The following is a 14,312-nucleotide window of genomic DNA, read 5'->3' on the forward strand; positions in this document are numbered from 1 at the left end:
TTCATAAGCAGGCTGGTTTCACTATTATCGAAGTCATGCTCTACTTAGGGGTGGCAGCCATGCTTTTCCTGATCGCCTTTTGGGGGACAGAGGGACAAGTCAATCAATTTCGCTATAGCGATGCTGCCCGCAACCTTAATAGTTATATCCAGGAGCAATACAATAGCGTGCAAAGTGGTACGAATCCTCGAGAAGCGACCGAGACGTGTACGGCTACGGGGGCTCAGCCGCCTTCGTTTGGGACTGGCAGCCCGAACCCAACTGGGGGTAACGCAGATGAGTGTATCCTGCTGGGCAAACTGGTTCAGTTTACGCCAGGGAGTAGTACTGTCAATGTCTACTATGTCGTTGGCTATAATGCGCCGTTCACTAGTCTCACGGGGGACGATCTGACCGATATTAAGAACAGCCAGCCAACCATCAGTCCGATCGACGCAACTACCACTAATATTTCAGGTGGATTAACCTTCTATCAACCGGGGAGCGTACCGCCGAGCGGTCTCTCGGAATCATTTGCGTTCTTACGAAGCCCGAGTAGCTCTAATATCCTCACTTTTGCTTTCAACAATGTAGACATCAATAACGGCAATCTTTCACCAGGAGCGAGCTACACGATTCCGCCCGCCGTCATTGGCAACAGTCTCGACACGAACGATGCTGGGTACTGCCTCTATTTTGGCGCAGTTCCCGAAAAGTATTCAATGATCCAGCTAGGCAACAACACCCAGGGCGGATCGATCAACATTTCGTATAACCCTAACCCGAATACCCAATGCGTACAATAATCAAACGACACCATAACAAACAGAAGCGCCACTTCTTTCAAAGAGGAGACACCATTATTGAGGTGCTTTTCTCGGTCGTTATTCTGGGTATTGTTTTCACAACCGCCTACAGCTTGACTGACTTTGGTCTGAACGCAGAACAATCGTCGATTGAGCGCACCCAGTTGTCTGGTATTCTTCAGACCCAAGCAGAGGCACTCCGTACGATACGAGATGAAAGCCAAGCGGGGTCACCTGACTATAACGCTGTCGCAGCCGGGATCTGGACCAATATTCTCAACAACTATGCAACCTCAACAGTCCCGAGTAACTATACTGCCAACAGCGCGCCAACTAGAGCACAAGGCTGTACACCAACCGCAGGTTCGAACCCGATGACTATCAACACTCCAGCTGCCCCGACTCCAGTCTCTCTGTCGGCAGGTAAGAAGACTAATGCAACCATCGGAGAGAGCTACTGGGTAGAGGCATATCAGACGAGCCCTAAGTATATCGACTTCGACATTCGCGGCTGCTGGGAGCCACTAGGAGGGAGTACTAACCAGCCAATTCAGGTAGTAGTAGTTATTGAAAGATTGATCGTTGATTAGTGAGAAGATGATGAAGATGAGTCGAGCACAATCAGACAGACAAGTTGCAGATGACAGTGGGTTTACCATTGTAGAGCTGCTAATCTCGCTCGCCGTCTTTTCATTTGTGCTTATCACCATCACTGTTGCGTTCATCCAGATCTTTGCCAGCTACAATACCGCTATCTATCGTAAAACCGTCAACGACAATGCGCGGGCAATGGTCGGGGACATAACGACTGTTCTCAGGGAAGTCAGCTCGCCTTCAGTCGTCAACACGGGCGATCTGGGTAACGGCAGGCTCTGTATTGGCGGCACAAGCTACGTCTGGAATGCGGTAGGGGCTGGTATGAATAATAAGGTCAATGGCAAGGCCGTTAACGTAGACAAGATCACCAACGATGCAGGTCAGGCCTGCATAACTCCCGGTAATAACGTTATAACATCTGGAACAGTGACCAGCATATTTAACAGCCAAGTCGGCATCCAAACCCTAACACTTACCCAGTTAAACGGGGTGCAGAACCTTTATAAGGTAAATCTGACTGCTACGACGAATAACGGTGTTTATCTAAATGCCTCTGGTAAGTGCAAGTACCTTGGCAGTGCGCCTGGCGCCCAGTACTGTGCTCAAGTAAATCTGTCTCAAGTAACTGGTCTGCTTAACGAATAGGACATATAATATGCATATGCGTTTTAAAGAACAAGCGAGCGAAGCAGGGGTTGTATCACTCTTCACTGTACTGTTCTTCACGATTATGATCAGCATATTAATCGTTGGTTTTATTGAGATTACCAACACAGAACAGGGACAATCGAGTCAGAACAACCTGAGTGCGAGTTCGTACTACGCGGCACAGTCAGGCCTCGAGGATACTAAGCTTGCGCTTGAGCAGGACTATCCAGGTAATATACCAGCATTGAACACCAACGTTTGCACGCCCCCGACGGGTTTCAGCGGGAACATTGCTCCAGCGGGCTCGCAGCTGCAGATTGGTTACTCTTGTAAACTGATCGATCTTAATCCTCAGGCAATCGACGTCTCGCTAGGCGATAATGTCACATCACAGTGGCCCCTTTCACCTCAAGGTGGGCCTGGTGGATTTAATAAGATTCAGATCAGTTGGCATAAGATCTCAAGCGAGGGCTATCCAGCAGCCGTTCGAGCTCCAGGGGCACGTTCGTTACCAACATATAACAACTGGGACACTAACGGCTACCCAGCTATGCTTAGGGTCGAGATCTTCGGCTATCCGAACGCAGGTTCTTTCACAACCAATGACCTTCTAAACCTCGATAACGTCGGTTTCTTAAACCCGACAAGTGGTGGTGCAGGCAACATCCCTGTAGGTAGTCTTGACCCGGGCACCCCAGTTGATGCCAAATGTTACACCAGTGGTGCACCAGCTTCGTACGATGGATATGCCTGTCAGGCAACTATTAATGTCGCACCACTGACTGCCGGTGGTGGCAATAACCTGTATCTACGGCTAAAATCCCTCTATGATCCCAATGGGACCAATGCCGAAATCGAAATGCTTCAGGGGGGAAACGTTGTTAACACTAATAACACAGTGGCAAACGTCGATGTAACAGGATACGCCGGTACCGTCTTCAGTCGTATCCGTGCTCAGGTGACACTGCCAGGGCTCAACAATGCAGAACTGCTGCCGGAATTCGCGCTCGAGTCAGGGAGTGACATCTGTAAATATCTAGAGCTATCGCCGACCAATGAAGTCTCCGACGGAGGCTGTACGGTCAGATAGAATCTGCTGCTGGCTCGCTATTTGGGTTAATCTCTGGGTGAAAGTCCTCATAAACTCTCTTGAGGTGCGGATCGGTAACGTGTGTGTAGACTTGGGTAGTTGAGATATTGCTATGGCCGAGCATCGCCTGTACTGAACGAAGGTCGGCCCCTCGGGAGAGTAGCCCGGTTGCGAAAGCATGGCGAAGCGAGTGCGGACTTACTTTCTTGGTTATGCCGGCAAGCTTAGCATAGCGGCCAACCATCCTCTGGATACTACGGGCCGTTAATCTCTTAAAGTCTCCACTCTGATCGATAACCTGTGTACCACGGATTCTGAGAAAAAGGGGAGATAGGTTGTCAGTACGGCTGTCGAGATATTCTCTCACATCTGCCGCTGCCTCCTTACTGATAAAGATAGGCCTGTCTTTTTGGCCCTTACCCCTTACCATGAACTCTCTTTGCTCGAGGTTAATGTGTGATCGGTCGAGATTGACCAACTCGGAAATGCGCAGACCACTGGCATAGAGAAGTGAGAGTATGGCCCGATCGCGTTTACCAGCTAGCGTAGAGATATCAGGTTGTTGTAAAAGACGCTCCATCTCTTTTTGGTCTAAGAAAGTCATCTGAGGTCGTTTTACGTTCGGTAGATCGACTTTGTCGGCCGTGAGAGTTTTAATGTTGCGTCTTGCACAATATTTTAGAAAATGCCGTAGAGCGATAAGGTGATAAGACTGAGTAGATTTGGAGAGAGATTCACCGTGCTCGTTCCTATAGCGAGTAAGCCAGAGACGGTAGCGTCTGATCATTTCATCGCTGATCTGTGCTACTTTTATATCTCCGGCAAATTCAACAAACCTCATCAAATATAGATGATAGTTCACGCTAGTCCGTTCGGACCGGTTCTTCTCAACCTCCAGGTATTCCAGAAAGTCATTGATGAATTCTGAAATGTACATAATTCTATTATAACTGTGTTCATTGCGATGGTGCTTATTAACAGGTAAAATAAGGAGAACACAAGGAGTACTACGTAGCATGGCAGAACTACACCCAGCACTTAAGCCGGTGAGATTCCAACGAACCTTTTGCATGGTAAAGCCGGACGGGGTAAAGAGGGGAATCATAGGTGATATCATCGCCCGGATGGAACGAGCGGGTCTTAAAATTGTAGCTATGAAGATGCTCATTCCCACTAAGGAACAGATAGAGCAACACATACCGGCAAGTGACGAAGCTTGGGTTGCACGGTTGGGCACGAAAACTATGAGCGGTTTTGAAAATCTGGATGTTACGCCTAAAGAAGTTCTTGGTACCGAAGAGCCCAGCGAACTTGGTCAGATAGTTGTCGAAGGAATCTTAGGATATCTCACTTCTGGGCCGGTTGTTTGTATGGTTGTTGAGGGGATCGAGTCTATAGACATGGTACGAAAGTTAGCGGGCCATACGTTGCCCTTCAAGGCTGACGCTGGCACTATAAGGGGTGACTACTCTGTAGACAGCCCATCGATTGCCAATACTCAGCGGAGAGCTATCCATAACGTCATGCATGCCAGCGAAAACCCCAAAGAGGCAGCTAACGAGATCAAGCTCTGGTTTACGGATGAAGAGATACACGATTATCTACGTTCTGGCGAAGATATCATGTACGAGCCCTACTACTCGTAAGTGGGCGTTACCCATTTATAGGGGATAAGGTATAATCGATGGGAAGCGACGCGAGGGGCGCTTATATGCCCTGGTAGCTCAGCTGGATAGAGCACCTCCGTCCTAAGGAGGGTGTCGGGGGTTCGAGTCCCTCCCAGGGTACCAGGGTGATGTAAGGTTAAGAATATGGGTAGTCTGCAACAGTTCGAAGGCCAGTACGACGATGAAGAGGTATTATTAGTCTTCAGACGACATATTATTGCTCTCAGAAAAGGTCTCTATATTGTGCTGATCGCAACAATTATAGGGACAATACCCGTACTTATCGCACCAACTTCGAATACGCCGTTCTTTATATTTATTGGCGTCTTTATAATTGGTCTCTGCGGATTCTTCTATCACTGGGTCGGATGGTACTTCAGCGCATTCGTGGTTACGAACTTGCGCTTTAGGCAGTTGACCTATGGTGGCTTCTTCCAGAAGTCAGTGATAGATATTGGCCTCAATAAGATCCAGAATATAAGCTATAATATACCTGGGTTTACGGGTTCTGTGTTCGGTTTTGGAACCCTGGTCATACAGACCTATGTTGGTGATCTTGCACTCGATAAAGTGCCACATCCCGATAAACTGTATGAGACACTCCATCGAATAATAAAAGAGAGAGACGCTGATCAGTCTGAGAATGATGCTTTCCAAAAGTAAACTTTCCGGTTTAAAGAAAAAGCTCCAGAAGCGGGCTGTAAAAGGGGAGGCGTCCCTTGATGAAGTCGGGCGCATTACTAACGATACAGTCGCGCAACACCGAGAGCAGGTCCTAAGTGCCGGGAAACGTTTTAAGTATCCTCTCCAACATTCGAAGCGCAAGATTGTCACTGTCTCAATCCTCATCATTGTCGCCGGCACGGTTCTGTTCAGTTTCTTTACGTGGTGGGAACTTTACAAGAGTCAGGCTACCGGAACCTTTATCTACAGGGTTGCCTCTCTGGCCCCATTCCCCGTGGCACGTGTAGACGGTACCTGGGTAAACTACGGTGACTATTTAACCCTGCTGAGAAGTAGCATGCATTACTTAGTCACTCAAGAAGGCGTAGACTTTCAGACAACAGATGGTCAGCGTCAATTAGACAACTTGCGCACTCGTGCTCTTGGGCAATCTATCCAGTATGCCTATGTACAGAAGCTGGCTTCACAAGACCATATAACAGTGAGCGACCAAGAAGTAAATCAAGAGGTAAATCAGATCATTAACCAGCAGGCATACTCTGGCTCACAGCAACTGTACGCTAATGTGATATCGCAGTATTATGGCCTGACATTTAGCCAATGGGAACACTCACTTCGCCTTCAACTTCTCGAGAACAAAGTCTATGCTGCAATCGATATGAATGCTCAACAGAGGGCAAGAAGCGTACTGAGCCAGCTGTTGGCTGGAGGGTCATTTGCGACTCTAGCTCAGAAATACTCTGATGATATTACACACAAGGCGTCGGGGGGTGTAATAGGGACTCTGCAAAAAGGTAAGGCTGATCTCCCACCCGAACTCGAATCGGCGCTCTTCTCTCTCAAGCAAGGTCAGTACTCAAATATAATCGCCAGTCAACAAGGACTGTTTATCCTCGATGCGGTTGCGGTGAATGGAGACCAAACAGAGGCGGCAGATATCTTCTTCCAATACACAGCCTTTCAGAACATGCTCAACCAACTTCAATCTGAGCATAAGATCGATGTTTACATCCCTGTAAAGCCGGATCTCAGCTCGAACGTCTCGCAAAACTAGAGTATTCGCGACTAGCTTTTCCGGGCCGCAATGTATGTCATGATCGCGCCGGCTGCTATCCAGTTTGGGATGATAAACAAAAAAGCGAGGAGTGGTGAGCTCTCATCCCTGACGCCGATAATCAAGCTGGCGATGAGATAGGCAACGAAGGGGGCATATGTCCACCAGCCTGCTGCGCTTGCGGGGAGATAGCTGCCTCTTACAGGTACGAACCATGCTCCTCGTCGTGTTTTCGGTAGTTTTGTCCTTCTTGCCATTCTGTTAACCATCATAAACTATTTATATCTATCTAATTCCTGTATAGTCCCCTGAACATGAAACCCTCGACCAGGAAGTCTGAACTCACCTCCAACGGCTAAGGCGGCGTGTGTTTCACCAGGGGCAAGGTAACGATAGACCGGTCGGGTATGACTGACGCCATCGGGACCTACGGACGATATGCGAAGAACGTAGTCATCGGGACGTCCCGCTCTTGGGATAGTTTTGCCGCTTTTAGGTGCGGGTGCTATGGCGACCCGATACCTAACGCCGAGCTCACTATCCAGGACTGTCATGGAGACCGCCCGGGCACCTTTACGGAGTTCGTCATCGACAGCACAGCCCATGACGTATCTATCCCTTCTAGAGAATTTGCCAAGGCGTCCAATTTTCTCGGGTTGCCCAAGCCGTTCAGACTCATAGCGCACGCCGCTAAGTCTACCAAGTCCTCTGACTATCTCTTGGTACCTTGCTTCCTCTTCATCTGTCAGGCCACCGATGCTTTCGTGTGGCTGAAGCTGAGAAGGGTCTGTCGTTGGCTGCATGTTGTAGAGATAGAGATTAGCCCACTCCTCAAGATGCCTTGACGAGTCCTCAGAAAGCGACATGTCTTCACCATGTATACCAGTCTCTCTTAGTAGGCCTTCAAAAAAGTCGAGAGACTGACGAATCTGGATTGCTCTCTCATCCGTCAGAACATGTCCCTCAGGCTCCATCGCAGCTGTCTGTAGCATTAGCTTGGAGCTAGCAATTATCCTACTTACTTCTGCCCCTGGAGTTATGGTTACAGTAAGCCTTGGAGGAGGCTGACTTTCTCCTCGCTTGCGATCACGTGTATCATTTTCGTCCCATGGCATAGGTACTTCGAAGCTTGCGAAGAGCGAACCACTCTCATTCTCGATACTTACCCCAAGACGTAGAGGTTCGAGCTGTTCCATACTCATTCCGTATGGATAGCGATCTCTATGGGCAATTGTAATGGTCAACCCTGCTTGAGGTGTCTGTCGTTCCAGAACAGAGTAGTCAGAATCCTCGATAGTCTGCATATCAACATACTCTGCATCCGCAGGTATCTTGGGGAAGAGTTCTCTTAGATTTGTCCCTTCAAGACGTATTCTCTTTCTGCCAATTTCTCTCGAAGAGCCAAGTATCAGGGAAGCCTCATAAAGAGTAGTAGCAAGACTGTTGACTGGGTTCATATTGTCCCCAGTTCTCTCTACTATTCGATCGTCTTCCTTGGGTGACATTTTTGTTTTTTGATTTGCAACTCGTTGATATAAAAAATACTACCATGAAAGTAGTATTTAGTCAGATAACAACTGGCGGGCTCGACCGGATTCGAACCGGCGATCTCCTCCGTGACAGGGAGGCGTGTTAGGCCAGCTACACCACGAGCCCAAGATCTTAGACCACACGATAATAGCAATTTTCACCCTCTATGACAAGATGGTCCGAGCTCAATTACATCTGTTATAATATAGCCGCTAAGTGCCGATGTAGCTCAGCTGGCAGAGCAGTGCTTTCGTAAAGCAAAGGTCGGCGGTTCAAATCCGCCCATCGGCTCCAATATGCGAGATTAGTACAATGGCAGTATGCTTGCTTCCCAAGCAAGAGACACGAGTTCGATTCTCGTATCTCGCACCACGTTTTCTATCCCTCTGTTTTTCCTGTATACTTTGACTGAAGCTGAGTGCATGCTTTTATCTATAGATTTATGCTTCTTCCAACTAAAAAAGAACTCCGTGCTTTCATCCGCGATAGGGTTGCCCTACTTGTTCTCGGGTCTGTCTCTCTTCTGACCCTCGTCGATATACTGATCATCACTCTCGACATCCATAGCAATGTCTTACAGGTGCCGGTGAGGTACAGCGAGTATTCTCTGAATATTCAGCAAGGCAACTGGATGACTCTCTATGAGCTTGCCCTCTTTACGCTTATCTGTACGATCATCAATGCCATGTTGGCCATCAGGATTCATAAGGTTAGACGGGCCTATGCTATCGGAGTCTTGATGCTTACTGTTATTATCTGTGTGATAGCTTTTCTAGTCAGTAGAGCATTAATTGGGCTAAGTGCGACAACTACATGACCGATCTTGAACTACCTCTCGATAAGCGCACTCCATGGTATCGGTTCTGGGAAATAGCACCGGCTGCTATGACCGTTATCATCTTGGCTCTGCCAATAGTCTTAAGTCTCATTAACCCCTTGTGGGGTGCCCTCTTTGTGATTGTTTATATTATGTCTTGGCTTGTCCAAGCGGTTGGGATGGCCTATCGAACCATCCAGGGCTATAACAGACTTGGCAGGATCCAGAGGATAGATTGGAAGAAGCGCCTTGATGATCTCGAGGACATCGATGCCTCAATCGATCGTCTAAAAGGGGAGATGCCACTTAACAACTCAGCTCTGCATCACTACAAGAAGCTATGTTATCTGGCTACCCAACAAGACGTGATGAAGCCAAGTGAGACGTATAATCTCGTAATCATCCCGACTTACAACGAATCTCGCCTAATTCTAGAACCATCAATCCAGGCTCTCGTAGACAGTGACTATGATGTTAAGCGCAATCTTATCTTTATCTTGGCATATGAGGAGAGAGGTGGCCCAGAGATCGAAAAGACCTCAAAGGCTCTCATCAAGAAATACGGCTCCAAGTTCTATGCCGCTTTCGCAGTCAAGCACCCCAATAACCTCCCCGACGAGATTAAAGGTAAAGGATCTAATGCAAACTATGCTGGACGCTTCTTTGAAGATTGGATTAAGAAACAGCGTAAGGTTAAGCCGGAGCAGGTGATGGTGACCGTGCTCGATTCTGATAACAGGGCTCACAAGAAATATCTGGCTGCTTTGACTTACTACTTCATAACCACACCCGATCCTCATCGAAAATCCTTCCAGCCTGTTGCAGTCTACACCAATAATATTTGGGATGTGCCAGCACCGATGAGGGTTATTGCCACAGGTAACAGTTTCTATAACTTGATCTTAGGTCAGAGACCCCATGTGCTTCGTAACTTTTCCGCTCATTCCCAAAGCTTTGCTGGACTTCTGAAAACCAACTTCTGGAGTGGGCGGTCGATCGTCGAAGACGGTCACCAATATTGGCGTAGCTACTTCAGTTTCAAGGGGGATTACTCCGTTGTCGGGATCACATTACCCATCTATCAGGATGCAATGATCTCAGACACTCTCCGTAAAACCCTTAAAGCACAGTTTTTCCAGCTTCGGAGATGGGCTTATGGGGCATCAGATATACCATATGTTGCCACGCATTGCTTTGATAAGAAAAACAAAGTGCCTTTTACCGACTGTCTCGGTAAGTTGGCACGGTTGACCTATAACCACGTCAGTTGGTCCACGGTCGCCATCATAACCCTGTTCGGTGCTTGGGCTCCACTCTATTTCGGCAACAATGCCGACAGAAGCATCGTTGCCCACGAGCTGCCAGTTATGGCCAGCTGGGCTCAGCGCTTCGCTATGATCGGTCTTATCATCAGCATCTACTTTGCATGGAAGCTGCTTCCACCTCGGCCTGAGAGGTACAAGCGGCATCGTAGTTTCTGGATGATTCTTCAATGGGTCTATACGCCAGTCATCGGTGTCTTCTATAACTCAACTGCAGCCATCAACGCCCAGTTTCACCTAGCGCTAGGGAAGTACTTGAATGTCTTCAATGTTACCGACAAAGCAATCGTCAATACTAGCAAACAGAATAAGCTCGAGCTCTAGTCTCTTAAGATATTCTTGAGGTCTCGATTATCTTGGATTGCTTCATATTCCGAGGCATAGCGGAGGTAGGCTTTTATGTCAAAAGCCTTCAAGGCCTTGGCAATCACTTTGGCGATTTCAGATGTATAGACTACGCCATCATGAGCCTGCTTCAGTAATCTGGCTTCGACAGTTTCAGCAAGCAACTGGGCGCATTCTGACGTGTCCTGAAGATGCATGCAGGCCGTTGCAATGTCGAGGAATATTCTTGATCGCGAATAGGGTTTTCGTTCGCCAGAGCGCGTTACAACGCTTAGTAGCTTATCGGCTTCAACGAGTTCTCGTGTAGTAAAGCTATAGCCACAAGCGTCGCAGGTTCGCCGGCGCCAAGTTTGGTTATTGTGTTTGGTAAATCTTGAGTTGTAAATCCGTGTTTTCTTGTGAAGGCATTTTGGGCAAATCATGACTATATATTGTCATGCAGGAGGGGATAATGCTAGTGGAAAAGCTGCGAAATGTGTGGGAAACGTAAAACACTACCTCATGAGAGGCAGTGTTTACGATCTTTTTCGTAGATTATAGTGACGGCTTAACGCAGTTCACTAATAGGGAGGTCTTCGTAGTAAAGCTTGAAGCGCTCTAGTGCGGACTTACCCTGTGGTTTGTGGCTACTTTTCATAGCGTTGAATATAGTAGCACATGTTGTGTGTATAGTCAATAACCTGCTTATGCTAAAGTTGTTTTTGCTAGAGAAAGATTGTGAAATAAATCATACTTAGAAAAAAATAAACATCACGTGTGATGTGATGTTATTTTGCGACTCTGGTGGGCTCTAGAGGACTCGAACCTCTGACCTCTTCCACGTCAAGGAAGCGCTCTAGCCAACTGAGCTAAGAGCCCAAACGACCCCAACATTATATCTAACCTGGCATCTATCGACAAGAGAGAGTCGGGACCGTATAATTACCAGCAAATGTGTAACAGTTCCTGCTACTGGACTAGCCGCACGACAACGCCCGCCAGGGCGTAACTTTGATACTCTATTAGATTTAGGTTAGTCTTAAGTAGAATAAGGAAAGTAATTACTTCTATGAATCAAGATGATCATCTGCATGCCATGCGTCATTCACTTGCGCATATTATGGCTGCCGCAATCATGCATATCTGGCCAGACGCTAAACTCGGCGTTGGCCCGGTCATTGAAAACGGCTTCTATTACGATATTGATCTAGGAAAGCAGACAATATCGGACGTTGATTTCTCCAAAATCGAGAAAGAGATGCGCAAAATCATCTCTGAAGATCAGCCATTCAAACAGTCGCATAAGGGAATAGAGGAAGCGATTGATTGGGCTAAAGACACGCACCAGCCCTATAAGGAAGAACTCTTAAATGACCTCAAGCGCTCAGGAACCACTGCAGCTAAGGACATCGACGCAACCGAGTTAGGCCTACCTTCTGATAGCGAGAGCAAGGTACAAGAGGTCTCATTTTATACGAATGGTGATTTTACGGATCTATGTCGCGGGCCCCATGTCGAATCAACCGGGAAGGTTGGCGCATTCAAGCTGATGAAGGTCTCCGGCGCATACTGGCGGGGTAGCGAAAAGAATCCTCAGATGCAGCGTATCTATGGTGTCGCCTTTGACACTGAGGAAGATTTGAAGAAGTACCTCGACTTACTCGAGGAGGCAAAGAAGCGCGACCACAGGATCATAGGTAAGGATCTTAAGATCTTCATGTTCAGCGACCTGGTGGGCTCTGGGCTGCCTCTATGGATGCCTGCCGGCGAGAAGACCAGACACACGTTGATCGAATATATGCGACAGAAGGATATCGAAAAAGGTTATCAATATGTCGTCTCTCCAGTCTTGGCTCATGAGGAGCTCTATAAGCGCTCAGGTCACGCTCAATATTACGCTGATGACATGTATTCCCTAGAGGACAATGAGGGGAACAAGTTCTACATTAAGGCTATGAGTTGCCCGCATCATCACATGATTTACGAGCAACTGGTGCAGAGCTATCGTGACCTTCCATTAGCTCTTGCTGAACCAGGAACGGTTTACAGAAATGAGTTAAGTGGTACCTTGAACGGCTTGATACGCGTGAGAGGTGCCATTACGCAAAACGATGCTCATATATACGTAGAACCGAAAGACGTCAGGAAAGAATTTGTTAAGGTTCTCTCTCTTTTCGAGGAAGTCTACAGAGAAACAGGGATCAAAGATTACTGGTATAGGCTCAGTTTGCCCAACTTTGATAAGGATAAATACGGTGGAGATAGAAAAATCTGGGATGAAGCCGGCCAAGCTATACGTGATGCCCTCGTTGACGTTGGTGCTAAGTTCGTCGAGGCTGAGGGTGAAGCTGCATTCTATGGCCCCAAACTCGATGTGCAGGTTCGTAATGTTCTCGGGAAAGAAGACTCTATATCGACAAATCAAGTAGACATCCTCGTGCCGCAGCGAATGGGGCTGAAGTATGTCGACTCAGAGGGTAAGACTCAGGCGCCAATCGTTATTCATCGTGCGATTCTTGGCTCATTTGAGCGTTTTACGGCATTCTTGCTTGAACAGACTGCCGGCCACCTTCCACTCTGGCTTGCCCCTGAACAAGTGCGTGTTTTGACAGTTAACGAACGAGTTCATGAATACGTCCAAAGTGTTAAATCTGTGTTGCAAGAGGTTGTTCTTAATAAACCGCTCAAATACAACCCGCTGAGATATACTCTCGATGAGCGTAACGAATCTCTTGGTAAGAAAATTCATGAGGCTCTTGATATGAAAATCCCGGTGGTGATTGTTGTTGGTCCCCAGGATGAAGAGAAGGGCGAAGTAGTAGTTCGTCATGATAACAAAGAAGTCTCGGTTAAGCTCGATTCTCTCAAGAGTTATCTCGAAGCCCTTAGTTAGGTATGCAGATTACTTCGTCCCAAGATAGAGAGTATTCTAAAGTCGTTGCTGTTGTTGGAGTTACAGCGAGCGGTAAGAGCCAACTCGGGATGCAGCTAGCAGAAGAATACGATGGTGAGATTATCTGTGCTGACTCCAGGACGATCTATAGAGGTATGGATATCGGTACTGCAAAACCGACACTGGCTGATCAGTCGCAAGTCCCACATCACCTACTAGATATGGTTGAGCCAGGTGATCGTTTTACCGCTGCTGATTTCAAGCTACACGCTCTTGAGGTGATCTCAGATATCAGTAGGCGCGGTAAGCTACCTTTGCTTATAGGTGGTACGGGTCTTTATGTCGATTCAGTTATATTTGACTATGCCTTTTCAACGGTAAATGAGCTAGGCTTTAAGAGAGAAGATTTGGTAGGCTATAGCATTAAGGAGTTGCTAGCTGCCCTCGATGAGCATCATATACCTATACCTGAAAACGAGAAGAACAGGCGCTATCTTATCAGGACTCTTGAGAGAGGTGGCGGTGGCCACACCGATCGTCAACAGCTCAGACCAAGCACTTTGGTCCTCGGCGTAAGTTGCGAGAACTCTGTCCTAAGAAAGAGGGTTGAGGTTCGAGTTGAGCAAATGTTTAGAAAGGGACTTCGCAGAGAGGTAGATGGCTTGGTGGGTCGTTATGGTTGGAGGAATGAGGCATTGACGGGTATTGGTTACCGCGAATTCCGAACAAACTATGAAGGACGTGCCTCAATGAGCGAAGTTAAACGAGAGATTGTCCAAGACACACTCAAGCTGGCAAAGCATCAGCGCACTTGGTTCAAGCGGGATCCATACATCGAATGGGTAGATAGCTACGAAGAGGCCTCCTCCAAAGTAAACGACTTTCTACAGGCGGAATAGGG

General features: G+C 47.6%; 15 protein-coding genes and 5 tRNA genes. 14 read left to right on the top strand and 6 right to left on the bottom strand.

The annotated features are described in order from the left end of the window. From VGS28_03610 to VGS28_03625, 4 genes are all read left to right on the top strand, one after another. Positions 1-785, top strand: a 785-nt coding sequence (locus VGS28_03610) for a prepilin-type N-terminal cleavage/methylation domain-containing protein (GenBank protein HEV2412867.1), incomplete at its 5' end; no start/stop codon positions are given. Then, positions 773-1,375 carry a hypothetical protein gene (locus tag VGS28_03615; protein HEV2412868.1) on the top strand — a complete coding sequence of 201 codons (603 nt, stop codon included), beginning with the start codon at positions 773-775 and terminating at the stop codon, positions 1,373-1,375. The genes VGS28_03610 and VGS28_03615, both read left to right, overlap by 13 nt. Before the next feature lie 16 nt (positions 1,376-1,391). Beyond that, positions 1,392-2,027: a prepilin-type N-terminal cleavage/methylation domain-containing protein gene (locus VGS28_03620; protein HEV2412869.1), complete on the top strand. Its 636-nt coding sequence runs from the start codon at positions 1,392-1,394 to the stop codon at positions 2,025-2,027. A 16-nt stretch (positions 2,028-2,043) separates the two neighbouring features. Continuing rightward, on the top strand, positions 2,044-3,120 hold the full coding sequence (locus tag VGS28_03625) for a hypothetical protein (protein ID HEV2412870.1): 1,077 nt from the start codon (positions 2,044-2,046) through the stop codon (positions 3,118-3,120). On the opposite strand, the gene xerA is transcribed toward VGS28_03625, so the two are convergent. Further along, positions 3,113-4,057 (bottom strand): site-specific tyrosine recombinase/integron integrase, encoded by a 945-nt coding sequence (gene xerA / locus VGS28_03630; GenBank protein HEV2412871.1) that lies wholly within the window; start codon positions 4,055-4,057, stop codon positions 3,113-3,115. The genes VGS28_03625 and xerA overlap by 8 nt on opposite strands. 79 nt (positions 4,058-4,136) lie before the next feature. Between xerA and VGS28_03635 the strand changes: the two genes are divergently transcribed. The 4 genes from VGS28_03635 (at position 4,137) to VGS28_03650 (ending at position 6,525) form a co-directional block, all read left to right on the top strand. After that, positions 4,137-4,766, top strand: a complete 630-nt coding sequence (locus VGS28_03635; protein HEV2412872.1) for a nucleoside-diphosphate kinase — start codon at positions 4,137-4,139, stop codon at positions 4,764-4,766. 67 nt (positions 4,767-4,833) lie between these two features. Continuing rightward, a tRNA-Arg gene (locus VGS28_03640) sits at positions 4,834-4,910 on the top strand. 21 nt (positions 4,911-4,931) lie between these two features. Then, positions 4,932-5,450 carry a PH domain-containing protein gene (locus tag VGS28_03645; GenBank protein HEV2412873.1) on the top strand — a complete coding sequence of 173 codons (519 nt, stop codon included), beginning with the start codon at positions 4,932-4,934 and terminating at the stop codon, positions 5,448-5,450. Beyond that, the gene (locus tag VGS28_03650) at positions 5,431-6,525 is read left to right on the top strand and encodes a peptidylprolyl isomerase (protein HEV2412874.1); all 1,095 of its coding nucleotides are present in this window, start codon (positions 5,431-5,433) and stop codon (positions 6,523-6,525) included. Before VGS28_03645 ends, VGS28_03650 begins: the two co-directional genes overlap by 20 nt. Before the next feature lie 11 nt (positions 6,526-6,536). Here the strand turns inward: VGS28_03650 and VGS28_03655 are convergent, their stop codons facing one another. From VGS28_03655 to VGS28_03665, 3 genes are all read right to left on the bottom strand, one after another. Next, the gene (locus VGS28_03655; GenBank protein HEV2412875.1) at positions 6,537-6,782 is read right to left on the bottom strand and encodes a hypothetical protein; all 246 of its coding nucleotides are present in this window, start codon (positions 6,780-6,782) and stop codon (positions 6,537-6,539) included. An 18-nt stretch (positions 6,783-6,800) separates the two neighbouring features. Then, the gene (locus VGS28_03660; GenBank protein HEV2412876.1) at positions 6,801-8,030 is read right to left on the bottom strand and encodes a hypothetical protein; all 1,230 of its coding nucleotides are present in this window, start codon (positions 8,028-8,030) and stop codon (positions 6,801-6,803) included. Positions 8,031-8,103: 73 nt separating this feature from the next. Further along, positions 8,104-8,181: transfer RNA gene (locus VGS28_03665), tRNA-Asp, on the bottom strand. Positions 8,182-8,273: 92 nt separating this feature from the next. On the opposite strand from VGS28_03665, the gene VGS28_03670 reads away from it, so the two are divergent. The 4 genes from VGS28_03670 (at position 8,274) to VGS28_03685 (ending at position 10,518) form a co-directional block, all read left to right on the top strand. Continuing rightward, positions 8,274-8,349: transfer RNA gene (locus VGS28_03670), tRNA-Thr, on the top strand. A 4-nt stretch (positions 8,350-8,353) separates the two neighbouring features. Continuing rightward, a tRNA-Gly gene (locus VGS28_03675) sits at positions 8,354-8,427 on the top strand. 70 nt (positions 8,428-8,497) lie between these two features. Beyond that, the gene (locus tag VGS28_03680; protein ID HEV2412877.1) at positions 8,498-8,872 is read left to right on the top strand and encodes a hypothetical protein; all 375 of its coding nucleotides are present in this window, start codon (positions 8,498-8,500) and stop codon (positions 8,870-8,872) included. Next, the gene (locus VGS28_03685) at positions 8,869-10,518 is read left to right on the top strand and encodes a glycosyltransferase family 2 protein (protein ID HEV2412878.1); all 1,650 of its coding nucleotides are present in this window, start codon (positions 8,869-8,871) and stop codon (positions 10,516-10,518) included. The genes VGS28_03680 and VGS28_03685 overlap by 4 nt, the downstream gene beginning before the upstream one ends. On the opposite strand, the gene VGS28_03690 is transcribed toward VGS28_03685, so the two are convergent. Together VGS28_03690 and VGS28_03695 are read right to left on the bottom strand one after the other, a co-directional pair. Then, positions 10,515-10,961, bottom strand: a complete 447-nt coding sequence (locus tag VGS28_03690) for an ATP cone domain-containing protein (GenBank protein HEV2412879.1) — start codon at positions 10,959-10,961, stop codon at positions 10,515-10,517. The two genes, VGS28_03685 and VGS28_03690, sit on opposite strands and share 4 nt — an antisense overlap. 359 nt (positions 10,962-11,320) lie before the next feature. Beyond that, a tRNA-Val gene (locus VGS28_03695) sits at positions 11,321-11,397 on the bottom strand. 190 nt (positions 11,398-11,587) lie between these two features. Here VGS28_03695 and thrS point away from each other — a divergent pair. Both thrS and miaA read left to right on the top strand, forming a co-directional pair. Further along, positions 11,588-13,411, top strand: a complete 1,824-nt coding sequence (gene thrS, locus VGS28_03700; GenBank protein ID HEV2412880.1) for a threonine--tRNA ligase — start codon at positions 11,588-11,590, stop codon at positions 13,409-13,411. A gap of 2 nt (positions 13,412-13,413) precedes the next feature. Beyond that, entirely contained in the window at positions 13,414-14,310 is an 897-nt protein-coding gene (miaA, locus tag VGS28_03705; protein ID HEV2412881.1) for a tRNA (adenosine(37)-N6)-dimethylallyltransferase MiaA, read from the top strand. Positions 14,311-14,312: the final 2 nt, after the last annotated feature.

This window comes from Candidatus Saccharimonadales bacterium (assembly GCA_035945435.1).
Taxonomy (GTDB): Bacteria; Patescibacteriota; Saccharimonadia; order Saccharimonadales; family DASZAF01; genus DASZAF01.

Bases quoted from the DNA above. Each gene is read 5' to 3' on its own strand.
- VGS28_03645 (HEV2412873.1), top strand. From the start codon at position 4,932: ATGGGTAGTCTGCAACAGTTCGAAGGCCAGTACGACGATGAAGAGGTA.
- VGS28_03635 (HEV2412872.1), top strand. From the start codon at position 4,137: ATGGCAGAACTACACCCAGCACTTAAGCCGGTGAGATTCCAACGAACC.
- VGS28_03680 (HEV2412877.1), top strand. From the start codon at position 8,498: ATGCTTCTTCCAACTAAAAAAGAACTCCGTGCTTTCATCCGCGATAGG.
- thrS (HEV2412880.1), top strand. From the start codon at position 11,588: ATGAATCAAGATGATCATCTGCATGCCATGCGTCATTCACTTGCGCAT.
- VGS28_03625 (HEV2412870.1), top strand. From the start codon at position 2,044: ATGCGTTTTAAAGAACAAGCGAGCGAAGCAGGGGTTGTATCACTCTTC.
- VGS28_03685 (HEV2412878.1), top strand. From the start codon at position 8,869: ATGACCGATCTTGAACTACCTCTCGATAAGCGCACTCCATGGTATCGG.
- VGS28_03615 (HEV2412868.1), top strand. From the start codon at position 773: ATGCGTACAATAATCAAACGACACCATAACAAACAGAAGCGCCACTTC.
- xerA (HEV2412871.1), bottom strand. From the start codon at position 4,057: ATGTACATTTCAGAATTCATCAATGACTTTCTGGAATACCTGGAGGTT.
- VGS28_03620 (HEV2412869.1), top strand. From the start codon at position 1,392: ATGAGTCGAGCACAATCAGACAGACAAGTTGCAGATGACAGTGGGTTT.
- VGS28_03660 (HEV2412876.1), bottom strand. From the start codon at position 8,030: ATGTCACCCAAGGAAGACGATCGAATAGTAGAGAGAACTGGGGACAAT.
- VGS28_03655 (HEV2412875.1), bottom strand. From the start codon at position 6,782: ATGGCAAGAAGGACAAAACTACCGAAAACACGACGAGGAGCATGGTTC.
- miaA (HEV2412881.1), top strand. From the start codon at position 13,414: ATGCAGATTACTTCGTCCCAAGATAGAGAGTATTCTAAAGTCGTTGCT.
- VGS28_03690 (HEV2412879.1), bottom strand. From the start codon at position 10,961: ATGATTTGCCCAAAATGCCTTCACAAGAAAACACGGATTTACAACTCA.
- VGS28_03650 (HEV2412874.1), top strand. From the start codon at position 5,431: ATGATGCTTTCCAAAAGTAAACTTTCCGGTTTAAAGAAAAAGCTCCAG.